18 protein-coding genes, 1 tRNA gene and 1 pseudogene are annotated in these 21,842 nt (G+C 63.8%); 10 read left to right on the top strand and 10 right to left on the bottom strand.

Going from position 1 to position 21,842, the window contains the following annotated elements; genetic code table 11:
- The 4 genes and pseudogenes from BJQ17_RS12425 to BJQ17_RS12410 form a co-directional block, all read left to right on the top strand.
- A pseudogene (locus tag BJQ17_RS12425) lies at positions 1-294 on the top strand (MFS transporter); the annotation flags it as partial.
- Positions 295-547: 253 nt separating this feature from the next.
- A complete protein-coding gene (locus BJQ17_RS12420) occupies positions 548-1,780 on the top strand; it encodes an MFS transporter (RefSeq protein WP_003250383.1) in 1,233 nt (410 codons plus the stop codon).
- Positions 1,781-1,816: 36 nt separating this feature from the next.
- Positions 1,817-2,590 (top strand): helix-turn-helix domain-containing protein, encoded by a 774-nt coding sequence (locus BJQ17_RS12415; protein WP_070096132.1) that lies wholly within the window; start codon positions 1,817-1,819, stop codon positions 2,588-2,590.
- Between the two features lie 141 nt (positions 2,591-2,731).
- A complete protein-coding gene (locus BJQ17_RS12410; RefSeq protein WP_004575752.1) occupies positions 2,732-3,880 on the top strand; it encodes a M14-type cytosolic carboxypeptidase in 1,149 nt (382 codons plus the stop codon).
- 76 nt (positions 3,881-3,956) lie between these two features.
- Here BJQ17_RS12410 and BJQ17_RS12405 read toward each other — a convergent pair whose 3' ends face one another.
- The 7 genes from BJQ17_RS12405 to BJQ17_RS12375 all read right to left on the bottom strand — a co-directional run bounded on the left by BJQ17_RS12405 (position 3,957) and on the right by BJQ17_RS12375 (position 10,301).
- Positions 3,957-4,928 (bottom strand): spore coat U domain-containing protein, encoded by a 972-nt coding sequence (locus BJQ17_RS12405; RefSeq protein ID WP_003250377.1) that lies wholly within the window; start codon positions 4,926-4,928, stop codon positions 3,957-3,959.
- Positions 4,925-7,222 (bottom strand): fimbria/pilus outer membrane usher protein, encoded by a 2,298-nt coding sequence (locus BJQ17_RS12400; protein WP_070096131.1) that lies wholly within the window; start codon positions 7,220-7,222, stop codon positions 4,925-4,927. Before BJQ17_RS12400 ends, BJQ17_RS12405 begins: the two co-directional genes overlap by 4 nt.
- A 108-nt stretch (positions 7,223-7,330) precedes the next feature.
- The gene (locus BJQ17_RS12395) at positions 7,331-8,107 is read right to left on the bottom strand and encodes a molecular chaperone (protein ID WP_014861818.1); all 777 of its coding nucleotides are present in this window, start codon (positions 8,105-8,107) and stop codon (positions 7,331-7,333) included.
- A gap of 40 nt (positions 8,108-8,147) precedes the next feature.
- Complete coding sequence (locus BJQ17_RS12390; RefSeq protein ID WP_054888666.1) at positions 8,148-8,651, bottom strand: spore coat U domain-containing protein; 504 nt, start codon at positions 8,649-8,651, stop codon at positions 8,148-8,150.
- A 3-nt stretch (positions 8,652-8,654) separates the two neighbouring features.
- Entirely contained in the window at positions 8,655-9,188 is a 534-nt protein-coding gene (locus BJQ17_RS12385; protein WP_003250368.1) for a spore coat U domain-containing protein, read from the bottom strand.
- An 18-nt stretch (positions 9,189-9,206) separates the two neighbouring features.
- Positions 9,207-9,743 (bottom strand): spore coat U domain-containing protein, encoded by a 537-nt coding sequence (locus BJQ17_RS12380; RefSeq protein ID WP_012052961.1) that lies wholly within the window; start codon positions 9,741-9,743, stop codon positions 9,207-9,209.
- 30 nt (positions 9,744-9,773) lie between these two features.
- Complete coding sequence (locus BJQ17_RS12375; RefSeq protein WP_019752031.1) at positions 9,774-10,301, bottom strand: spore coat U domain-containing protein; 528 nt, start codon at positions 10,299-10,301, stop codon at positions 9,774-9,776.
- Positions 10,302-10,568: 267 nt separating this feature from the next.
- Here BJQ17_RS12375 and BJQ17_RS12370 point away from each other — a divergent pair, with 267 nt between their 5' ends.
- Genes BJQ17_RS12370 through BJQ17_RS12360 form a run of 3 tightly spaced genes read left to right on the top strand, consistent with a single transcriptional unit; the run spans position 10,569 to position 15,693 of the window.
- A complete protein-coding gene (locus BJQ17_RS12370; protein ID WP_004575754.1) occupies positions 10,569-12,815 on the top strand; it encodes an ATP-binding protein in 2,247 nt (748 codons plus the stop codon).
- A gap of 15 nt (positions 12,816-12,830) precedes the next feature.
- The gene (locus BJQ17_RS12365; RefSeq protein WP_003250360.1) at positions 12,831-13,292 is read left to right on the top strand and encodes a response regulator; all 462 of its coding nucleotides are present in this window, start codon (positions 12,831-12,833) and stop codon (positions 13,290-13,292) included.
- 13 nt (positions 13,293-13,305) lie between these two features.
- Entirely contained in the window at positions 13,306-15,693 is a 2,388-nt protein-coding gene (locus BJQ17_RS12360) for a response regulator (RefSeq protein WP_070096130.1), read from the top strand.
- 118 nt (positions 15,694-15,811) lie between these two features.
- On the opposite strand, the gene BJQ17_RS12355 is transcribed toward BJQ17_RS12360, so the two are convergent.
- A tRNA-Gln gene (locus tag BJQ17_RS12355) sits at positions 15,812-15,886 on the bottom strand.
- A 259-nt stretch (positions 15,887-16,145) separates the two neighbouring features.
- Between BJQ17_RS12355 and BJQ17_RS12350 the strand changes: the two genes are divergently transcribed.
- Both BJQ17_RS12350 and zapE read left to right on the top strand, forming a co-directional pair.
- Entirely contained in the window at positions 16,146-16,388 is a 243-nt protein-coding gene (locus BJQ17_RS12350) for a hypothetical protein (protein WP_003250356.1), read from the top strand.
- Positions 16,389-16,520: 132 nt separating this feature from the next.
- The gene (gene zapE / locus BJQ17_RS12345) at positions 16,521-17,591 is read left to right on the top strand and encodes a cell division protein ZapE (protein WP_070096129.1); all 1,071 of its coding nucleotides are present in this window, start codon (positions 16,521-16,523) and stop codon (positions 17,589-17,591) included.
- 110 nt (positions 17,592-17,701) lie between these two features.
- Here the strand turns inward: zapE and BJQ17_RS12340 are convergent, their stop codons facing one another.
- A complete protein-coding gene (locus BJQ17_RS12340; protein ID WP_070096128.1) occupies positions 17,702-19,591 on the bottom strand; it encodes a propionyl-CoA synthetase in 1,890 nt (629 codons plus the stop codon).
- A 180-nt stretch (positions 19,592-19,771) separates the two neighbouring features.
- Here BJQ17_RS12340 and BJQ17_RS12335 point away from each other — a divergent pair, with 180 nt between their 5' ends.
- Complete coding sequence (locus BJQ17_RS12335; RefSeq protein WP_004573884.1) at positions 19,772-20,638, top strand: LysR family transcriptional regulator; 867 nt, start codon at positions 19,772-19,774, stop codon at positions 20,636-20,638.
- On the opposite strand, the gene BJQ17_RS12330 is transcribed toward BJQ17_RS12335, so the two are convergent.
- Positions 20,612-21,766 carry an HPP family protein gene (locus BJQ17_RS12330; RefSeq protein ID WP_070096127.1) on the bottom strand — a complete coding sequence of 385 codons (1,155 nt, stop codon included), beginning with the start codon at positions 21,764-21,766 and terminating at the stop codon, positions 20,612-20,614. The two genes, BJQ17_RS12335 and BJQ17_RS12330, sit on opposite strands and share 27 nt — an antisense overlap.
- Positions 21,767-21,842: the final 76 nt, after the last annotated feature.

Raw genomic sequence — 21,842 nt, 5'->3', positions numbered from 1 at the left:
GCCATCGCCCTGCTGGTCTGGGGCATGTTCACCTTCGCCGTGGTACCGCCGCTGCAAATGCGCGTCATGACTGCCGCCATCGAGGCGCCAGGCCTGGCATCGTCGATCAACGTGGGTGCGTTCAACCTGGGTAACGCCGTGGGCGCGGCGCTGGGTGGTGCGGTTATCAGCCTGAACCTGGGCTACGCCGCCGTGCCAATGGCCGGAGGTGTGCTGGCGGCTGCGGGGCTGTTGCTGGTATGGGTGGGCGGCCGCCACAAGGTCGCCGGCAAGACCGCAGCCGATATGGCCTGAAGGCAACCACCTGCAGGAGCGGCCCACCGCGATACAAGGCCGCTTCTGCACACGGGCCGCACCTGACGCCTGCGACGCGCCGTTCCTCACTGCAATGATGAAATGCCGGGCGATTGCGTGCGCTTGTCAGGCTGTGGGCACGGATGCCCGAAACGCGACATTGGCTGCCCGTTCGGCGTGAGACAGGCAACCTCGGCACTGGATAACCTGCTGCGGCAATGCCTTGCTCCCTTGCCATAGAAGAACCTTGCCCATGACAACTTCCGCCGCCTCCGTAGCCGCCGCCACGCCTGCCGACCAGCCTCAGGGCTTTGTCGTGCGCATCGTCGGTGCTGCTGCATTCGCCCACCTGCTCAACGACCTGATTCAAGCCGTACTGCCGTCGATCTACCCCATGCTGAAAAGCGATTTCGCGCTGAGCTTCGCCCAGATCGGCTGGATCGCCTTGGTGTATCAGGTGACCGCTTCCCTGCTGCAACCTTGGGTCGGCATGTTCACCGACAAGCACCCACAACCCTACCTGCTGCCTGCCGGCATGGTGGTGACGCTGGTGGGCATCGCCCTGCTCGCCTTTGCCGGCAGCTATGAAATGCTGCTGGTGGCCGCCGCCGTGGTCGGCGTGGGTTCGGCCACCTTTCACCCAGAGGCCTCGCGGGTCGCCAGGATGGCTTCCGGCGGGCGCTTCGGGACCGCGCAATCAACCTTCCAGGTCGGCGGTAATACCGGCTCGGCCCTCGGCCCACTGCTCACCGCTGCCATCATCATTCCGCACGGCCAACCGGCCATTGCCTGGTTCATGCTGGCCGCTGCGCTGGCCGTTCTGGTGCTGCTGCGGGTGACGGGCTGGAGCGTGCGCCACGGCCAGGCCCGGCTCAAGAGCTTCGCGGGCCAACAGGCCCCCGGCCTGTCGCGGGGTGCCATGTGGCGCGCTGTGGTGGTGATCGCCGTGCTGATGTTCGCCAAGTTCGTCTACATCGCTTCGTTCACCAACTTCTTCACCTTCTACCTGATCGAGCATTTCGGCCTGAGTGTGCAGCACAGCCAGCTGTACCTGTTCGTGTTCCTCGCAGCCGTTGCGCTGGGCACCTTTGCCGGTGGCCCGGTGGGTGATCGCATCGGGCGCAAGGCCGTGATCTGGGTCTCGTTCCTCGGCGTGGCGCCCTTCGCCCTGGCCCTGCCCCATGCCAACCTCGCCTGGACAGCCGTACTGGCGGTGGCCATCGGCCTGGTGATGTCCTCGGCATTCGCTGCCCTGGTGGTGTATGCCCAGGAGGCGGTGCCAGGCCGGGTCGGCATGGTTTCGGGGGTGATGTTCGGGCTGATGTTCGGCATCAGCGGCGTGGGTGCAGCCGGCCTGGGCACACTGGCCGACCGGCATGGCATCGAATGGGTGTACCAAGCCATCGCGTTCCTGCCGCTGCTCGGGTTGGCCACCGCCTTGCTACCGGCCACCCGCTCGCGGGCCCGCCCTGGCCGTTGCTGCTAAAGTGGCGCTGCCAGGCTGCTTCGATACGAGGTCACGATGGTAAAGCCGCAGCGTGAATTGCTGGTGGAGGTCGATGAGTGGACCTGGGAAGTGGGTAGCCGTGCGACAGACTACCCAAGCGACTGGTTCATCGAGCCCCATAGCCATACCAAGCATCAACTGATCTATGCCATCAAAGGCCTGATGATCGTCGAGTCCGGGAACGAATGCTGGACAGTGCCACCCAGCCGCGGTGTGTGGATGCCTTGCGGCCAGGTGCACGCCATTCGCTGTGTCGGCGACGTGAAGATGCGCAGTGTGTTCGTGCGCATCGACGCGGCAACCGGCCTGCCCCTGCAGAGCAAGGCCATCAGCATCTCGCCCTTGCTCAGCGAACTGATCAAGGCCTCGGTGGGGTTCACCGCACCGTTTGCCGAGGACTCGCGCGAAGCCCGGGTCATGCGCCTGATCCTCGACGAAATCTGCGTACTGCCGACCTTGCCGCTGAAGCTGTCGCAGCCCAGCGACCAGCGCCTGCGGGTGATCTGCACGGCATTACATGAACGACCCGAGGATAACGCCACCGTTGCCGACTGGGGCCTGCGCCTGGGGGTGGACGAAAAGACCATCCAGCGGTTGTTCCGCAAGGAAACCGGCATGACCTTCGGCCAGTGGCGTCAGCAGGCGCGGCTGATGCAGGCACTGGAGCGAATTGCCCTGGGCGAGCGAATCATCGATGTGGCGGGGGCCTTGGGCTATGACAGCCCAAGTGCCTTCGCCAGCATGTTCAAACGCCAGTTCGGTACCACGCCCAGCCAGTTCTTCAGATAACCTGAAGTCCACGCATTTGCCGGCACTGGCCCGCCGCATACGGGCTGTCCGCTGACGGCTCGCCCTGCCTGTTCTTGCACAGCATCCCCGCCAAGCCGTATACAGTACCCCTACAACAATGCCCGCAAAGGAGCCCGGCACATGACCGTGACGCTGTCCCCCCTGCAGATCGACTGCGATTTCGACTCCGGCAACATACAGGTACTGGATGCCAGTAACCCCGCCCAGGTACACCTGGCCATTCGCCCGGACACCCACAGCGGCCACTACCAGTGGTTCCACTTCAAGGTCAGCGGGCTCACACCGGGGCAGGTCCATCGCTTCAGCCTGGACAACGCTTCTGGCTCCTCGTACAAGAACGCGTGGAGCGGCTACAACGCTGTGGCCAGCTATGACCAGCAGCGCTGGTTCCGCGTGCCCAGCCAGTTCGACGGTACGGCGCTATCGTTCGAGGTCAAGGCTGAACAGGACCAGATCTGGTTCGCCTATTTCGAGCCCTACCCGCGTGCCCGCCACAACCAACTGATCGAACGCGCCCGCCAACTCCCGGGGGTCGAGTTGCTGGCCAGCGGCCGCAGTATCCAGGGCCGCGATATCCCGCTGCTGCGGGCAGGCGACGGTGCCGAAGGCAAGCGCAAGCTGTGGCTGATTGCCCAGCAGCACCCGGGCGAGCACATGGCCGAATGGTTCATGGAAGGCGTGATCGACCGCCTGCAGGCCAACGACGCAGTGGTCCAGCAATTGCTCGCCAAGGCCGACCTTTACCTGATCCCCAACATGAACCCCGACGGCGCCTTCCTCGGCCACCTGCGCACCAACTTCAAAGGCAAGGACCTCAACCGCGCCTGGCAGGACGCCAGCGTCGAATTCAGCCCGGAAGTGTTCTTTGCACAGGCGCAGATGAAGCAGTACGGTGTGGATGCCTTCATCGACGTGCACGGTGACGAAGAGATCCCGCACGTGTTCACGGCCGCATGCGAGGGCAACCCCGGTTACACCCCTCGGCTGGCCAAGCTCGAAGAGCAGTTCCGTACCACCTTGTGCAGCCTGACTCGCGACTTCCAGACGGTGCATGGCTATACCCGTGACGAACCCGGACAGGCGAACACGACGCTGGCCTGCAACGCGGTGGGCATGGCCCATGACTGCCTGTCACTGACGCTGGAGATGCCGTTCAAGGACCATGACGACGCGCCCGATGCAGTCACCGGGTGGTCGGGGGCGCGCTCGAAGGCACTGGCCGGGGCGGTGCTGGAGACCTTGGCCAGCATGGTAGGCGATTTGCGCTGAACCTCGTCTTGCGCAGCCCCTGCAGGAGCAGCACGTCGCGACACGCGGCGGCTCCTTCGGGGGTATAGACCGCCGTTCAGAACTGCACATCCAGTATCACACTGTCGGTATAGGTCGCAGCCGGCGGTGTCGCCTGATCGGTATAGACCTTGGCGTTGTAGTTGAACACCTGGCTACCCGTGCCGGTACCCACGCCGGGGTTGATGTCGGCGTCCGTACTGGAACGCCTGGCAGCCCCGGACGCCCCCCAGCGCACGGTACCGGCACTTTTGAAAATGTCATAGGCCAGGTAGTTGTTGGCCGAAGACTTCATCCGCCGCCGCCCTCCGGACACGTTCTGCCCGTCACCCAGCCCTACCGTGTAGCTGCTGCCCTTGGTGCATGACACGTTTATGCCCTGGCTCACCGTGCCGAACCCCGCCACCACCGGCGCACTGGCGAAGCTGATGTCGGGGGTGGTGATCTGGCAATCGTTGGTCACCGTCAGGCTCACGTTCAAGACCTGGCTACCCGAGCCGATGTCACGCCCAAGGCATATCCCCAACGCGCCAATACCCGAACAATAATCCCAGCTCCAGGCCACGGTCAGGGCCTCTTGATACAACCCGGCCGCGACATTGCTGCCAATTTGGGTGCGCATGTAGATCGGCACCGCCTTGGGCGTGGTACCGCCGAGCAGCCCCAACAAGTCGAGGATGCCGTTGCGGGCGAAGTCGTAGGCCACACCCCGGGTAATCGGGTAGCGGGTGGTGTTGTCGGCATAGAGCGTGTAGGGAATGACATCGCCTGTCGGGCCGACCAGACCGCCCGAAGCGGGCGTGATCGTGGCGTAGAAATGATCACCGCTGCTGAGCAAGGTCAGCAGCGAACCGGTGCACTGCAACCCGGAGTTGAGGCTGGAAGCCGTCTGTACCGTGTTGCGAACCTGCGTCGAATTAAGGCTGCCAAACGCTGCCGGCAAGGTGGCCACCGACGAGCAAAGCGCCCAGGCCGTACTGCTCGGCAACAGCAGCACGCTCGCCACCAGGCCCCGCCGCCAGGCATTCATCGGCACACCAACGGACCAATCAAAGGGACCGAGCCTTGCGCGTCAGGCAGGTCGAACGCCACTTCGCAATGCCCACCCCCTTCAAGCGCCACCTGAAGGCGGTTATGCGACGACAGGTTCTCCAGGTACACCAACCCGTCCCACCCCACCACCGCCTGGGTGCCACTCTCTGCGTGGGTAACACGGCTACCCAGTTTGAGCACCTGCTGGTTGCCATCCACCAATTCGACACTGGCCGCCATGACGCGCTTGAGGGGGAACTCCAGCAAGTAGCCACTGCCCCGTCGTACCGCCACACGCTGCTCAACGTCCGGCGCGAGGACATCCGGTGGCAGGTTCATGGGGTCGATCTCGTACTTGCCCCGGTAGTAACCGCTGCTGTAAGGCACCAGCAAGTGCCCCTTGGCATCGGTACGGCCGATTTCCTGGTTTTCATAACGCACCGGTACATCGGCGTAACCTGCGGTGCTGACCACCACGAAGGCATCATCGATACGGTTGGCGGCGAACACGCCGGCATCCATCCACACCAGAGAACCACTGGCGTCGGCCCAGCGGGTCATCTCGCCGCTGCTGCCATACACACCGGCCTGCAATTGTACCGATTGCAGGCGCCAGGTGACGTCGGCCTGGCGATAGGCATCACGGTCGCTGCCTGCGGCATAGCCCAGGTTGTAACCGACGCCGACACCCGCTGGCACCGCGCGGCTGTAGTTGACCCGTTGCAGGGTCTCGCCTTCATTGCTGCGTTCCATGCTCAGCGCCAGGGTGCCGTGCAGGTCGAACGGGATCACCAGCTGCGCCTGCACCGCCCACTGGCTGTCACCCACTTCACGGTTGGCCGACAGGTACACACTGCTGCTGCCCCACAGCGGCTTGCTGTAGCTCAGGTTGATCAACCGGGTACGCGTTCCGTCACCGGCGCGCACGTCGAAGTAGCCAGCGCCAATGCTGCCGTACGCGTTCAGGTTGACACTGAGGGTAACCTGTTCGCTGCTTTTGCTCAGTTGCATGTCCGGGGAGCCCACCCGGCTCAGGTCGGCATAATCGCCATGGCGTTGCAGGCGCTGGTAACCGAAGCCGATGCGCTGGCTGTTGTACTGGTAGCCAAGGGCGACCTGGTGGCCTTTGTCGCCCTCGAACCGGCTTTGCGCCAAGGCAGCGTTGAGCACGCCGAAATTGCCCACGCGCATGTTGCCACCCAGCCCTCCGAGCATCAGCGACTCCGCCGTTTCGGCGTGGGTTTCCAGGGTGAACATGTCACTGAGCCCATAGCGCAGGCTGCCCGAGGCAATACCCGGCCCATAGCTGAAATCGCGTACGCCGTAATCCCGGCGCAGGCTGCCGGCGGCCACCGAGTAGTCCGACAGGCCCTTCTGCAGCAGGCTGCTGGTGACATAGAACGGCAAGGTGGTCGACACCTGCCGGCCAAGGGCATCAGTGGTGACCACCACCGCCTCCCCGGCCCCGTTGATGAACGGCACGTTGGTCAGGGTGTACGGGCCTGGCTGAAGTTCGGTGGTGCTGGACTTGAAACCGTTGATGAACAGGTCGAGCGACGTGGGGACCGCCGCTTCACCGGCGAACGCAGGCAACGGGTAAGTGACAAGATCCGGACGCACCGCGAAGTCGCGTGACAGCTGCACCCCGCCCACGCGCACCGAACCGCTCCAGGGCAACGCACCCGTCACGAAGTCACCGGCTTCGTAGGTCAGCAGGCGCTGCTCGTCGGTAAAGCGCCAGGTGGTGTCGTAACGCATGAAGCCACGGCGGGTATCGTCCGCCTGTGCGCCATTGAAAGACTGACGCCACTGCCCGGTGCTGGAAAAGGTACCCCAGCTGTCGAACAGGCGCAGCTCGTTCCAGGCGGCCAGGTAGGTGCCGCCTTCATCGGTGTCGTTGAGATACAGGTCGTAGTTGAACAAGGCGCCAAAACTGCTGCGCGCATCGCTGGCCGGGTAAAGGTTGCGATCACCCACTTGCTGGTCAGGCAACCAGGCCGGCGGTACCTGCAGCAACAGGCGCTGGTTCTGACTGTCGTAATCGGTATGCAGCCCCGCGATGCTGTCCAGGGCCACCTCCCCCTGGGGGTTGCCCGGCAGCGAAACGCCGGCTGCACGCAATAGGTCGCTGTCCAGGTACAACCGCCCGGCCCGCTGCTGCACCGGTATCAGTTCAACCCTGGGCATCTGGTTCACCACCAGGTCGAGGTAAAGGGTGGCCTCGGCGATGGCGGACATCTCCGTGGGCGGTGGGGGCAAGTCGTCGGCCAGCACCAGCGCGGGGCTGACCATGGCCAGCCCTAGGCACCAGCGGCACGTCGTCGCCGGGAGCCGTTTCACACACGGTTTCCAACCATTGCCGGGTCCTCCTTGGCCCCTGCACTTCATTCAGCCGTTGGCTCATTGGCCTTGGCGGATGGCGTCCGCCGAGTGTTGACCATTGACCCTGCCCTTCAGCACGCTAACGTTGCCGGATGCCACGGGAGCCGGCCAGCGCATGCTTGCCCCTGGCAGTACATAGCCCAGCAGGCCTTCAGCCAGTGGCTTGCTCTGGGGGCCTTGCTGCACGACCACATCGGTCAGCCGCGCATGTACCGGGCCCGTGTTACGCAGTTCAATGTAGGGCTTGCCCTGCACCGTCACCGGGCGCCAACTGAGCTGTGGCTTGCCCACGCCCTCGGCATTGCGTTTGCCTTCAGGGTCGGCCTTGCCCCACAGCCCTTCGCCATAGACGAACAGCGGCACCGAATAACGCATCTGCAAACGAATGGCCGCCGTGGCACCGGGCTCGGCCTTGTCGACCGGGATGGCGGGCGGAATCTCGTCGATGATGATGCGGTAGGCCTGCTCCTGGCCGGCGGGTGAAGGGCCGGTACGGGTCAGGCGGATCAACTGCTTCTGCCCGGGCGCAATGTTGGCGACCGGCGGGCTGCCGATAATCTCGCGCTGTGCCTGGAACTGCTCCTGGTAATCACCCTGGCGCCAGGCGAATACCCGCACCTGCAGGTTTGCCGGCGCAGTGCCACGGTTTTCCAGCCACAACGCACCGGCCTTCTGGTCGGCCTCCAGCACCGGGTCGATCGGCCAGATCAGCACCGACGTGGCCGCCCAGGCCGGCAGGCTTGCCAGCGACAACAATCCAGTCAATCCACGCGTCCACTTCGCGCCTGCCCGCATGCAGCTCTCCTTAGACACTTGTCAGGGGTGGCGCTGGCCGTTACCAGGTCACCGTCACTTGCACCACATCGGTATAGGTCCCTGCCGGCAGTGTGCCGGTCAGCTGGACCCGCCCGTACACCGGAAGCTTGATCGCCGTCGGGTCGGAATAGCTCACCGCCACGCTCTGGCCGATTCCCAAGGCCTGGCTATAGGCGGCGTCCCGGTACAGCTGGTAGGCCAGCACTTGCGTGCCACTGGTGCGCTTCAGGTTGCGTGTGCCACTGGCAGTGTTTTGCCCGCCGTCCAGGCTCATGCTCATGGCCACGCCCGGCGTGCACTGGAACGTCACGGTAGAACCACCCAGCGATGTGCTGAGCAGCCCCGTGGACAGCGCCGACTGCGAGCCATAATCGAGCGTGCCGTAGCTGGTGACACCCCCCACCACCAGGCACCCGGCGACAACCTGCGCCGTCACCGTGAAGGTACTGGTGGTCACTGCCCCCAGTGGGGCGGCCAACAACATGCTGACGCCAGTCAGGCCTCCTGCCAGCCAGCCGCGCATGGGTCAGAACGACAGCTCGACCGAGATCGTGTCGCTGTAGACCCCTGCGGGCAGGCCCGCCTTGCCGACGGCCTTGCCGTAAAGGTTGACGGTCTGGGCGGCGCCGGTACTGGTCGGCAGGGTGATGGTGTCGTCGACAGCCAGCAACGCCGTACGCCCCGCGTCGGTATAGAGGTCGTACGGTACAAAGTTGCCAGAACCATCAGCGAGCGCACGGGTGCCGCCGCTCGACTGGCCGTCATGCAGGCCGGCACGCACTTTGATCACGGGCACCGTACCTGCCGAGCACAGGATGCTCATGGCGCCCCCCCCGCCTCCCAGCACCTGGGCATTGGCGGTGACGAACAAGGCATCCTGGGTACCGAAGTTCAAGGCACCGAAGTTAAGCCCCGACGTGCCCGACGTGCCATTGACCTGGCACGCCGCAGTCAGCGTCAGGGTCGAGCTGATACTGCCCGTCACCGTGGCCGCCTGGGCCTGGGAAGCCAACGCCAGGCCCAGGCCTGCGAGGACGCAATATGAAAGGTTCGTTCGCATCGGAGTCTCCTTGCGTGGTTACCAGTCCAGGGTCACTCTGAGGGTGTCGCGGTAAAGCCCGGCCGGCAGCGCACGCGGTTGCGCCACTACCACACCGTAGATGGGAATCGGTACTTGCTGGCTGCTGCGAATGGTGAAGGCCCGCGCCTGGCCGACGCCGTAGCGGCTGTTACCGCCTGGGTCGACCGCCAGCTGATAAGGAATCAGTTCACGGCCGTTGCTCAGGCGGCGAATGCCATCGTCGCCATTGAGGCCGCCATTGATACGCACGTTGAAGGCCCGCACTTCAGGCGTGCAACTGATTTGCAGGCTACCCTGGCCGCCCACTTCGTCCACCTGGCTGCGCAACGGCTGGTCCCAGTTCGGACCGCGCTCGCCAAAGTCCAGTACGCCTGGGTCACCCAGCACGGCCGGTTGCGTCTCGTTGCTGCTGATCTGGCAAGACGCGCTGATCACCAGCCGCGCCTGGATGAAACCGGTGGTGCTGCCATGCACCGCACCGCCTGGGACCAGCAGCGGGCCGAGGGTGAGCAACAGGATCGAAGTGCGGCTCATGGCATGGCGTCCTTGTGCATGGTGGCGTCCCTACCAGGTGACGGTGACTTTCAGCAGGTCGGCATAAACCCCTGCATCCGGCACCCAGGCCAGTTTGTCGATACGTGCATACAGCGGCAATTCCACCGAACCGCTGCCCGGCACACGCGCCGACTGGGCCACCCCCACCGCCAGAGGCTCACGCCAGGCAGCGTCACGGTACAAGCGATAAGGAATGGGCCGCGCCAGGCGATTGTCGCTGGCCAGGTAGCGCAGTTCGCCGACGCCCCCATGCTGGCCACCGTCGACCCGCACCTGATAGGGCGTATCCGGGTTGCACTCCAGGCGCGGCGGGCGCTGGCTTAGCAGCACACCGCTCAAGGGCGCGCCAGGGCCATCCAGGCGCGCCGTCGCCCCCAGGTCGATACGACCCAGGGCCTGAGCCCCCGCATCGCGGGTCTGGTTGACCAGCATGCAGCCACGCTGCACCAGTACCCGCACTTCCACGAGAAAATCCGCCGCCACGGTACTGCCGCTGAACAACAGGCCGAACAGCGCGGCCAGCATGCGCTCCGTCACCTTGTTATCCTTATCGAAACGTCCTGAACTGAGCGTAGCAGTGAGGTGGCGCAGCCGATGTGGCATAACGCCATTTTTTTTGTATTAGCGATAAAGCGATACCGTGGCATCAAAAAAAGCCTGTACCACACAGAACCCGTGGCCAACCCGTGCCTCCAATGGCCAAGAGCCGGTAAATGCACCGGGATTCTGTTAGGGTGAATCGTACTCGTCCTGCGCCAGACACCTGTGCCGTACACGGACGACATGACAGGAGCTTTTTCAATCATGACTGCAGACAACTCACTGGCAGACGCCATGGAGCGCTGTGCCCAGGAGCCGATCCAGGTTCCGGGCAGCATCCAGCCTCACGGCTTTCTGCTGGTGCTGGATGCCACCGACCTGTGCGTGCTGCAGGCCAGTGAAAATGTCGAGCACTGGTTGGGCTTGCCAGCCCGTGAACTGATCGGTTGCCGCTTCGCCGACCTGGTTCACGAGGGCTTTGACCTGCACGCGCACCTCACACGGCTTCCTGAAGATGAAGTCTTCCCGTTCCACATTGGCGACGTGCGCTTGCACCAGGGCGCCCCCATCAGTGCCCTGCTGCACTTGCTGGTTCATTGCCACGATCAGGTACTGATTGCCGAGTTCGAACCGCCCCGCCTGCCAGCAGACCTGGTCGGGCAAGGCGACTATTACCCGTTGGTGCGCAGCTTTGTCGCCAGTCTGCAAGTGGCCAGCAGTATTGAAGACCTGCTGCAGCAAACGGTGTTGCAGTTCAAGCGCATCACCGGCTTTGGGCGGGTCAAGGCCTACCGTTTCGATGCCGAAGGCAACGGCCAGGTGCTGGCCGAAGTGGCCGACCCAGGCTACCCCAGCTACGCGGGCCTGTGCTTCCCGGCTGCAGACATCCCGCGCCAGGCGCGCGAGCTGTACCGGGTCAACCGTATCCGCGTGATCGAAGATGCCAACTATCAACCCTCGCCTCTGCTGCCCGCTACCAACCCGCGCACCGGCAAGGCGCTGGACATGAGTTTCGCCGTACTGCGTAGCGTGTCGCCCGTGCACCTGCAGTACATGCGCAACATGGGCACGCTGGCCTCGATGTCGCTGTCGATCGTGGTCGACGGCGAGCTGTGGGGGCTGATTTCCTGCCACCATCAGCAGCCACGCCCGGTGGACCTGCGCACCCGCACGGCCTGCGAGCTGTTGGCCAGCGTACTGTCGTTGCAGATAGAGTCCCGCGAGTCCCATGCCAGCACGCGCAAGCTGTTGGCGCTGCGCCAACACATCGTACGCATGATCTCGTCCATGGCCGACCACGACAGCGTCAGTGACGGCTTGCGCGACCTGCCTCACGTGCTGCTGGCCTTCGCCGACGCCCAGGGCGCGGCAGTGATCTCGGCCGAGCGCTGTGACCTGATCGGCCAGACTCCGCCTGAGGCCCAGGTGACGGCGCTGGTGCACTGGCTAGGCCAACGTGACGAAGACAGCGTGTTCCATAGCGACAACCTGCGCCGCGACATCACTGAGCTACCCGAGCTGGCAAACCATGCTGGCGGGGTGCTGGCAGTGGCCATCTCGCAGATCCACTCGCACTACCTGCTGTGGTTCCGCCCCGAGCAGATACGCACGGTCAACTGGGCCGGCCAGCCGACCAAGCAGGTCGGGCCACAGGGCAACCTCGACCCGCGGCACAGTTTTGAACGCTGGCAGGAAGAACTGCGCGGCTATTGTCAGGCGTGGGACCCACTGGTGATCGAGGGCGTGATGGAGCTGCGCACCGCGGTACTGGGCATTGTCCTGCGCAAGGCCGAAGAGCTGGCACAATTGGCTGGCGAATTGCGCCGCTCCAACAAGGAGCTCGAAGCGTTTTCCTACAGTGTTTCCCACGACCTGCGCGCCCCGCTGCGGCACATCGCCGGCTATACCGAACTGCTTGGCGAAATCGAAGGCCAGGGCCTGAGCGAACGCGGCAAGCGCTTCCTGCAGCATATCGGTGAAGCGGCGCACTTTGCCGGCAGCCTGGTCGACAACCTGCTCAACTTCTCGCAGATGGGCCGCTCGGCCTTGCGCCTGTCCGACGTCGACCTCAACGCCCTGGTCGAGGCCATTCGCAGCGAGCTGGCCCCCGATTACGAAGGCCGCGCAATCGTTTGGGACATCGCCCCACTGCCCAAGGTGATCGGCGACCCGGCATTCATCAACATGGCCTTGCACAACCTGATAGCCAATGCCATCAAGTACACTCGCGGCCGTACGCCTGCTCGCATCGAGATCAGTGCCGTACAGCACCCTGACGAAACCGAGGTCTGCATCCGCGACAATGGCGTGGGCTTCGACATGGCCTACGCCAACAAGCTGTTCGGCGTCTTCCAGCGCCTGCACCGCATGGAAGATTTCGAAGGCACCGGCATTGGCCTGGCGAGCGTACGCCGCATCATCGAGCGCCATGACGGTCGAGTCTGGGCCACTGGCCAGATCGACCAGGGCGCCAGCTTTCACTTCACCCTACCCCGAAACACTGCTACCTGAGGCACCGCTACCATCATGCTCAAGCCCATTCTGCTGGTCGAAGACAATCCCCGAGACCTGGAGCTGACCCTGCTGGCCCTGGAGCGCAGCCAGTTGGCCAACGAAGTCATCGTGCTGCGTGACGGCGCCGATGCGCTCGACTACTTGCTGCGCCGCAACGCCTATGCCGAGCGCGATGACGGCAACCCTGCCGTGCTGTTACTCGACCTGAAACTGCCTAAGGTCGACGGCCTGGAAGTGCTCAAGGAAGTGCGCGCCACTGCCGAACTGCGCAGCATCCCCACCGTGATGCTGACCTCTTCGCGCGAAGAGCCCGACCTGCTGCGCGCCTACGAGCTGGGGGTAAACGCTTATGTGGTCAAACCCGTGGAGTTCAAGGAATTCGTCACCGCCATCTCCGACCTCGGGGTATTCTGGGCAGTGCTAAACGAACCGCCACCCGGCTCACTGCGACTGAACCGTCGCGGTAGCAACTGAGGCCGCCGCGACGATGCAGCAAACGCCGCTGAAAATACTGATGGTCGAAGACAGCTCGATGGACGCCGAGCTGACCCTGATGCGCCTGGAGCGCAGCGGGCTGCATGTTCAGTCACAGCTGGTGTTCGACCATGCAGGTGTCGAACATGCCTTGCGCCAGGCCCGCTACGACCTGATCTTGTGTGACTGCGTGCTACCAGGCTCATCCGGCACCGAAGTGCTGGCCATCGCCCAACGCCTGGCACCCGACATCCCGTTCATATTCCTGTCCGGCATTTATGGCGAAGAGCACGCGGTGGAAATGATCCGCCTGGGCGCGACCGACTATGTGCTGAAGAAGAACCTGCCACTGCTGCCCAAAGCCGTGCGCCGAGCCCTGAGCGAAGTGCAGGAACGCCAACGCCGTCGCCGCGCCGAAGAGGCCCTGGCGGACGTCGAAGCACGTGCTCGCATTGCCATCGACGCCGCCGGCATGGGCACCTGGGACCTGCGCCCGCAAGAGGGCCTGTTGCTGTGGGATGACCGCTGCAAGACCTTGTTCGGCGTGCCCACCAGCACCGAAATGAGCCTTGAAGTGTTCTACGCCGGCATCTACCCCGATGACCTGCCACTGGTGCGCGAGGCAGTGGAACATGCCATGCGCCCGGAAAGCGGCGGTCATTACCGCGTGGAGTTTCGGATCGCGCAACCCAATGGCCTGGAGCCCCGCTGGTTGCTGAGCAGCGGCCAGAGCCAGTTCGTCGATGATCAGTGCGTTCGCTTTTCAGGCGTACTGCAGGACATCCACACGCAACGCCAGGCCACCCAGGCGCTGCGTCAGCTGAACGAGATGCTTGGCGAGCGGGTTGAGCGCCGTACCCGCGAACGCGATCGTGCCTGGGAGCTGTCGCAAGACTTGCTGGCCGTGCTGAACAAAGACCTGACCCCGGTCGCACTGAACCCCGCCTGGGAAGCCAGCCTGGGCTTCTCGCGCGAACGCCTGAGCCAGTCCTCCTTGCTGCACCTGCTGCCTGAGCACGACCAGGAACAGTTACTCACCGAACTGGCCGCCCTCTCCCACGGCCGCACCAGCGCACGCTTTGTCGGCCGCATCCTGCATGCCGGCGGCCAACAGCGCTGGCTGTCGTGGGTGGTGGTGCCGGAGGACACCCTGCTGTACGTGGTGGCACGCGACATCACCAGCGAGCGCGAAGCCGCCCTGGGCCTGGCAGATGCCAACGCCCGGCTGCGCGAACAGATCAACGAGCGCGAGCGCATCGAGGCCGCTCTGCAGCAGATGCAGCGGCTGGAGGCGGTTGGGCAACTGACGGCTGGCGTGGCGCATGACTTCAATAACCTGCTGACGGTGATACTCACCGGTGCCAGCTTTCTGGAGCGCGATCTGGCCAAGGCCGACCTGGACAAGGCCCGCACTCGCCTCACCCATATCCGCGAAGCGGGTGAGCGTGGTGCCAAGCTGACCTCGCAGTTGCTGGCCTTCTCCCGCCGCCAGCGTCTGGAGCCGGTGCCGCTGAACCTCAACCGTACCCTGGCCGGCTTGGAAGAGCTGCTGCGCCGCACGCTGGGTGGCAACGTTTCGGTGCGTCTGGACCTGGACCTGGCCCTGTGGCAGGCACTGACCGACCCCACCCAGACCGAGATGATCATCCTCAACCTGGCGATCAATGCCCGCGATGCCATGCCCGACGGCGGTCAGCTGACCCTGACAACGCGTAACACCCATATCGACCAGCGCCCGCAACGCCCCGAAGACCCGGACCCGGGCGAGTACGTGATGCTGAGCATCCGCGATACCGGTTGCGGCATGAGCGAAGACTTGCTGGCCAAGGTATTCGAGCCTTTCTTTACCACCAAGGACATTGGCAAAGGTTCGGGCCTGGGCCTGGCCCAGGTGTTCGGCTTTGCCAAGCAGTCCGGTGGCGGCGTGCGCATCGACACCACACTCGGTCGCGGTACCGAGGTGGCGGTATACCTGCCGGCGGTAAAAGAGGAGATGGTGAACGAACCCGTTGCAGCAGTGCTCAGTCAGTCGATCAACGAAAGCGGCCATAACCGCACGGTGCTGCTGGTGGACGACGACCACCTGGTGCGCGACATGCTTGGCGATGTGTTACGCCAATACGGCTACCAGGTGCGCCAGGCGCACAGCGGCGAGCAGGCATTGGCATTGCTGGATGACGACATTGACCTGCTGCTGACTGATTTCGCCATGCCCGAGTTCAATGGTGCACAACTGGCGCTGGCTGCCCGCGAACGGTACCCCCACGTGCCGGTGGTGTTTCTGACTGGTTATGCGGAGTTGCAGGGGCTGGAACTGCCGGGCAGCCTGGTGATCCAGAAGCCGGTGCAGGCTGATGAACTGGCCAGGGCGCTGAACGAAATGCTGGGGATTTCCGGGTAACCCGGTACGGCACGTACCCGCGCTCAGGAGGCGCGGAGGCGCGCAAAATCACAAAAACGCGAAAACCCAGTGCTCATCTTTCCTGGCACCGGGTTAAATACGTTTTAATCTTGAAAAATGGCAGGGGCGGCTGGATTCGAACCAACGCATGGCAGGATCAAAACCTGCTGCCTTACCGCTTGGCGACGCCCCTGTATCGGATGCAGCGTTTGCTGCTCTGACAATTCCAACTGAGTGACAACTGGGTTGTTGTCTTGGAATGCGCGGCACTTTAACAACAAACTTTCGGTCTGTGAACCCCCCTGATAAAAAAAATTGCCAAAAAACAGCGAGTTAGTCATTTCGGTGCTGGTGCAGCGACCGTCCGTCGGTTTCCGCCCGCCTCGCTTCAACACAATCGCATTCCGCACTTCCAATCAGGTAAGCCCATCGCATTGACCAAGGAGGACCCCATGCCTGTCTCTCACGACCTCTACCAGGACCTGCACTACCCGCGCGAAATCGTCCAGCAGCGCCGCCAGCAGGACAAGGCGCTGGATCGCCTGCTGGACGAGTACGTGGACATCGACAACCAGGTGCTGGCTGCCGAATCGATATCGGCCGGTAACTTCGTCGACGAAGACCTGCGCCACCTCAAGGAGCGTCGCCTGGCGGTGAAGTACATGATCGAGCGCCAGCTGGAGCGAAAGTCATAGCCCGCACAGGCACAAGAGGCGGCCAGACCTATCGCAAGAAGTGATGATTGCCCGGCACTTTCTCTATTAGTCAAAATGGCCGCTCTCGGGCAAGCTGCAGGCTGCCCCGCCATCGCCCAAGGAGCGTTGCTTTTGTCTGCCTGGATCCCTACCCCGCTGCGCCAGCTTGGCCAACGCTTGCGCGGCACCGCCAATCAACAGAGCGAGCTGCTCGGCTGGTTCGAGGACAAGGCGCATAGCCGCGGTTATCAGCTGAGTGACGGTCAGCGGCGGGTAATCCACTGCATGGCCGAACAACTGACGCAGCTTGAACAAGGTCAACCGCGCAGTCTGTACCTGTACGGCTCGGTCGGCCGGGGTAAAAGCTGGCTGCTCGATGGCTTTTTCCAGGCCGTGCCGATAGCCGCCAAGCTGCGCCTGCATTTTCATGATTTCTTTGCACGCCTGCACCAGGGCATGCACCGCCACCGGGCGCTGGACGACGCGCTGGGCGCAACGCTGGACGAGCTGGTGGGTGGTTGCCGGGTGCTGTGCTTCGACGAATTCCACGTGCATGACATAGGCGATGCCATGCTGCTCACCCGGCTGTTCAACGCCTTGTTCGCCCGTGGCGTGTACCTGCTGGTGACCTCTAACTACGCGCCCGAAGGGCTGTTGCCCAACCCGCTGTATCACGAACGTTTTCTGCCGGTCATTCGCCTGATCAACAGCTCGATGCACGTGCTCGAAGTCGGTGGCGACACTGATTTTCGCAGCTTGCCGGCCAACCGCGAGCATCAGCGTTTTACCCAGGGTCATTATGTCTGGCCGGGTAATGCGGCGCAGCGCCAGGCACTGAACGTGCCGAACGAACAACCGGTGATACTGGACGTGAACAAGCGCCCGCTGCGAGCGCTGGCCATCGATGGCCGGCGGGTGGTGCTTGGCTTTGACGATCTGTGCGAGAAGGCCACTGCGGTCATCGACTACCTGGTACTGGCCAGGGAGTATGACGAGTGGGTGATCGATGGGCTGGATGACCTCTCGGCGTGTTCGCTGGCGGCTCAGCAGCGCTTCGTCAACCTGGTGGATGTGCTGTATGACCAGGATCGGCGGGTGATTGTCATAGGTAAACGTCCGCTGGAAGAGAGCCTGGGCGGCCCGCTGGCCGACCTGATGCGTACCCGCAGCCGGTTGGGGCAACTGCACCAGATTGCCCCCTGAGCCTGCAGTGCCTGAGCCGGCCCTTTCGCGGGTGAACCCGCGCCTACGACGGCCTCTGCCGAACCACCGATGCGCGTCCCGCCCGCGAAGGGGCCATCGAGGTCAAACCATCAACCCGCCCTGGGCAAATCCGCCAGCACCGCTTCGATCTCTCCCAGCACTGCCGGGTCATCCAGGGTCGAAGGCGGCACATAATCCTGCCCATCGGCAATCTTGCGCAGCACCGCCCGCAGAATCTTGCCGGAACGGGTCTTGGGCAGGCGCTTCACCAGCCGTACCCGATTGAAACAGGCCAGCGGGCCAATTTCCTCGCGCACGCTACCCACCAGCTCCACCAGCAACTGCGCCTCGGCAATGCCCTCGCCATCCTTGAGTACTACCAGCGCCAACGGTACCTGGCCCTTGATCTCGTCATGCACGCCGATCACAGCACACTCCGCTACCGCCGGGTGCCGGGCGACCAGGTCCTCCATTTCACCGGTGGACAAACGATGACCAGAAACGTTGATCACATCATCGGTGCGCCCCATGATGTAGACGAAGCCATCATCGTCCAGATAGCCGCCATCGCCCGTGTGGTAATACCCCGGATACGTGCGCAGGTAGGCCTGCAGGTAGCGCTCGTGATCCCCCCACAGCGTCTGGCTGCAGCCGGGGGGCAGTGGCAGTGCAATCACGATCGAACCCTGATGGTTGGCCCCGAGCAAGTGGCCTTCGTCATCCAGTACGCGAACGTGGTAACCCGGCACCGCGCGGTTGCTCGACCCTGGCTTCGCCGCGCTGCCCTCCAGCCCGACGCAAGGCGCGGTGACCGGCCAGCCGGTCTCGGTCTGCCACCAATGGTCGTGCACCGGCTTGCCACTCACCCGCTCCAACCATTCATGGGTGCTGGAATCCAGCTTTTCCCCCGCCAGGAACAGTTGACGCAGCGAGCTGAGGTCATGGTTGCGAATCAGTTCGCCCTCCGGGTCTTCCTTGCGAATGGCGCGCATGGCCGTAGGTGCACAGAACAGCGCGTTGACCTGGTACTGCTCCACCACCCGCCAATAGGCCGAAGCATCCGGGGTGCGGATCGGCTTGCCTTCGTAGAACACCGTGGTACAGCCGCTCATCAACGGCCCGTAGACGATCAGTGAATGGCCGACCACCCAACCGACGTCGGAAATACCCCACCACACATCGCCGGCCTGCATGCCATAGATATGGCGCATGGCGTAACACAGCGCCACGGCATTGCCGCCGTTTTCCCGGACGATACCCTTGGGTTTCCCGGTGGTGCCCGATGTGTACATGATGTACAGCGGGTCGCCGGCATCCAGCTCGACGGGCGCCACCGGCACGGCGCCGGCCAAGGCCGCCTGCCAGTCCAGGTCGCGGCCTGGCAGCAGTTCAGCGTGCGCCTGTGGCCGCTGCAGCACCAGCACATTGCGCGGCTGGTGCCGGGCCAGTTGCAGGGCACGGTCAACCAGCGGTTTGTAGGCAATGACCCGGTCGAACTCCAGCCCGCACGATGCCGTCAGCAACAAGGTGGGCCGGGCGTCATCGATGCGCAGGGCCAACTCGTTGGCGGCAAAGCCACCGAACACGACCGAATGCACCGCGCCGATCCGCGCGCAGGCCAGCATCGCCATGGCCGCTTGCGGCACCATGGGCATGTAGATGATCACGCCATCGCCCTTGTTCACCCCCAGCTGGCGCAGCAAACCGGCCAGGCGTGCTACCTCGTCGCGCAACTGGTTGTAGGTGTAGGTCTGCTGCGCGCCGGTCACTGGCGAATCGTAGATCAGCGCCAACTGCTCGCCCCGGCCCTGCTCGATCTGGTGATCGAGGGCCAGGTAACAGCTGTTGAGGCGGCCGTCAGCGAACCAGCGGTGGGTACCGTCGGCGTTGTCTTGCAGGGTCAAGGCAGGCTTGCGGTGCCAGGCCAGGTGTGCGGCCTGTTCCGCCCAGAACGCGGCAGGGTCGGAAATGGAATGGGCGTAGCTGTGCTGGTAGCTCATGTCGTTAGAAACCCGGTACTTGTTGTTATTGAAGGGCGAAACTTGAGTATGGACCGCTATACCCACGCCGCCATGGGACTAAAGTCACAACCGACCTGCAAATTTGCAGACAACGCAATAGCGCCCCATAACGGTGCAAAGCCTCTAGAATAGGCAACCCCTTCAAACACCGAGCAGCCCATGGACATCGATCAGGCCCGTACCTTCCTGGAAATAGTGCGTTGCGGCAGCCTGGTCGCCGCGGCCGAACGCCTGTTCGTGTCACAAACCGCGATCACCGCGCGCGTGCAGCGCCTGGAACAGCAATTGGGTTGCCAGTTGTTCGTGCGTAGCCGCAGCGGCGCCAGCCTGACCAGCGATGGCGAAGCGTTCGTCAGTTATGCCAACCAGTTGGTGCAAACCTGGGAAGCCGCGCGCCGCGACCTGCCGTTGCCTGAAGGTTGCCAGCAGGTGCTGCATGTGGGCGGTGAGGTGAGCCTGGGCAACCCGATGATGCTCGACTGGGTAAGTGCCCTGCACCGTGAATTGCCCAGCCATGCCATCCGCAGCGAGGTGAGCGATGGAGAGTCGCTGCTGCGCAAGGTCGAGATGGGCTTGCTGGACGCCGCGCTGGTCTACCAGCCGACCTACGGTCCAGGCCTGCAGGTGGAGCAGTTGATGGAAGAGAAGCTGATTCGCGTGCGCCGGGTCGAGCGGCCCGAGCCGTACATCTACATCGACTGGGGCGAGGCCTTCCGCCGCCAGCATGATGCGGCCCTGCCCGACTGCGCACGCCCGGCGCTAAGTTTCAACCTTGGCCCGCTGGCCCTGCAGTTCATACTCGACCAAGGTGGCAGTGGCTACTTCCGCACGCGGGTGGTGCAGGCCTATCTGGACAGCGGCGTGTTCGAGCGGGTACCGCAGGCACCGGAATTCACCTACCCGACCTTTCTGGTGTACCCGCGTAAACGTGACAGCGAAGCCCTGCAACAGGCCTTCGCGATCCTGCGTCGGCTGGTAGCTGCCGGCGCCAGCGACTGGTCACAACGCTGGGACCCGGTTATCTGAAGCCTCGGTCTTGCTGAGCAACTGACGCTTGAGGCCGGCGATCAGGTCGGTCTGGGTGATCACCCCCACCAGCGTGTCGGCATCAAGCACCGGCAAGCAGTGCAGGCCTTGTTCGCACAACAAGGGCAGCAGGCGTTCCAACGGGTGCTGGCTGCTGACACTGACAACCCGCCTGCTCATCACTTGCGCCATGCGCACCGCCTGGCGGCCGAACAGACCGCGCCAGCTGAAACGCCCACGCTGCATCGCCGGGCCAACCAGGTCGCTGAGGCTGACGATGCCTACAAGCTTGCCGTGCTGCAGGACTGGCAGGGTTTTCAGGTGATGGCTGGCGAGCATTTTCCAGGCCTGCTCCAGCGTGGTATCAGGCGTGACGAACTGCACATCGCGGGACATCACCGAGGCCGCGGTGATACCGCCAAGGCTGCGCTGCAGGGCGTGCTGCTCGGTGGCGAGGATGATGCGCTCCAGCTCGTCACGGGTGACATCGACGAACTCGCCCAGCTCTTCCAGGGCCTGGTCCAGGTCTTCACTGCGGATGCCGACCCGCTCGCCGGGCAGCGGGTCATGGGTGTGGTGCAGGTCTTTGCGTGGCACCGTGCCTTTCGGGTAGCGCACACCCGTCAAACGGTTGTAGGCGATTGCCACTGTCACCAGGATCAGCGCATTGAGCAGCACCGGCTCCAGCAGGTGATCGCCCATGGCGGTCAACCCCGGGTCGGCCAGCACCGCGCTCACTGCCACACCGCCACCCGGCGGGTGCAGGCAGCGCAACAGGCACATGACCAGGATCGAGATGCCGAGCGCCGCAGCGGCCACCCACAGCTCGGCGCCGAAGCCTGCACGCATGGCCAGCCCCACTGCACCCGCCAGGGCGTAGCTGCCCAACACCGGCCAAGGTTGGGCCAAGGGGCCGGAATGCACCGCAAACACCAGTACCGCCGAGGCTGCCAGCGGGCCGAGCAAGTGCAGGGCGATGCTGGGGCCATAGACCATGCTGGTCAGCCAGCCCGCGAGGAAAAGGCCAAGCAGCGCACCGATTCCGGCACGCAACCATTCTTTTGGGGGGATGTTGAGAGGGGCCGGCAACAGCCGCTGCAGACGACTTTCGGAACGCGAGGCAGACATTTGGGCAATCGGGATCTTTGGTTTTTCTGTTTAAAAAGAAAGCCCAGCCGAGCTGGCCTGGGCCTCGTATTGCGCA

The sequence above is a fragment of the Pseudomonas sp. NBRC 111139 genome (assembly GCF_001753955.1).
Lineage (GTDB): Bacteria > Pseudomonadota > Gammaproteobacteria > Pseudomonadales > Pseudomonadaceae > Aquipseudomonas > Aquipseudomonas alloputida.
Note: the sequence above shows the minus strand (reverse complement) of the source record. Positions and strands in the feature narration are given on the sequence as shown.

Bases quoted from the DNA above. Each gene is read 5' to 3' on its own strand.
- BJQ17_RS12400 (WP_070096131.1), bottom strand. From the start codon at position 7,222: ATGGTCAGCCCCGCGCTGGTGCTGGCCGACGACTTGCCCCCACCGCCC.
- BJQ17_RS12330 (WP_070096127.1), bottom strand. From the start codon at position 21,766: ATGTCTGCCTCGCGTTCCGAAAGTCGTCTGCAGCGGCTGTTGCCGGCC.
- BJQ17_RS12410 (WP_004575752.1), top strand. From the start codon at position 2,732: ATGACCGTGACGCTGTCCCCCCTGCAGATCGACTGCGATTTCGACTCC.
- BJQ17_RS12380 (WP_012052961.1), bottom strand. From the start codon at position 9,743: ATGAGCCGCACTTCGATCCTGTTGCTCACCCTCGGCCCGCTGCTGGTC.
- BJQ17_RS12415 (WP_070096132.1), top strand. From the start codon at position 1,817: ATGGTAAAGCCGCAGCGTGAATTGCTGGTGGAGGTCGATGAGTGGACC.
- BJQ17_RS12405 (WP_003250377.1), bottom strand. From the start codon at position 4,928: ATGAATGCCTGGCGGCGGGGCCTGGTGGCGAGCGTGCTGCTGTTGCCG.
- BJQ17_RS12385 (WP_003250368.1), bottom strand. From the start codon at position 9,188: ATGCGAACGAACCTTTCATATTGCGTCCTCGCAGGCCTGGGCCTGGCG.
- BJQ17_RS12365 (WP_003250360.1), top strand. From the start codon at position 12,831: ATGCTCAAGCCCATTCTGCTGGTCGAAGACAATCCCCGAGACCTGGAG.
- BJQ17_RS12420 (WP_003250383.1), top strand. From the start codon at position 548: ATGACAACTTCCGCCGCCTCCGTAGCCGCCGCCACGCCTGCCGACCAG.
- BJQ17_RS12335 (WP_004573884.1), top strand. From the start codon at position 19,772: ATGGACATCGATCAGGCCCGTACCTTCCTGGAAATAGTGCGTTGCGGC.
- BJQ17_RS12390 (WP_054888666.1), bottom strand. From the start codon at position 8,651: ATGCGCGGCTGGCTGGCAGGAGGCCTGACTGGCGTCAGCATGTTGTTG.
- BJQ17_RS12360 (WP_070096130.1), top strand. From the start codon at position 13,306: ATGCAGCAAACGCCGCTGAAAATACTGATGGTCGAAGACAGCTCGATG.
- BJQ17_RS12340 (WP_070096128.1), bottom strand. From the start codon at position 19,591: ATGAGCTACCAGCACAGCTACGCCCATTCCATTTCCGACCCTGCCGCG.
- BJQ17_RS12370 (WP_004575754.1), top strand. From the start codon at position 10,569: ATGACTGCAGACAACTCACTGGCAGACGCCATGGAGCGCTGTGCCCAG.
- BJQ17_RS12350 (WP_003250356.1), top strand. From the start codon at position 16,146: ATGCCTGTCTCTCACGACCTCTACCAGGACCTGCACTACCCGCGCGAA.
- BJQ17_RS12395 (WP_014861818.1), bottom strand. From the start codon at position 8,107: ATGCGGGCAGGCGCGAAGTGGACGCGTGGATTGACTGGATTGTTGTCG.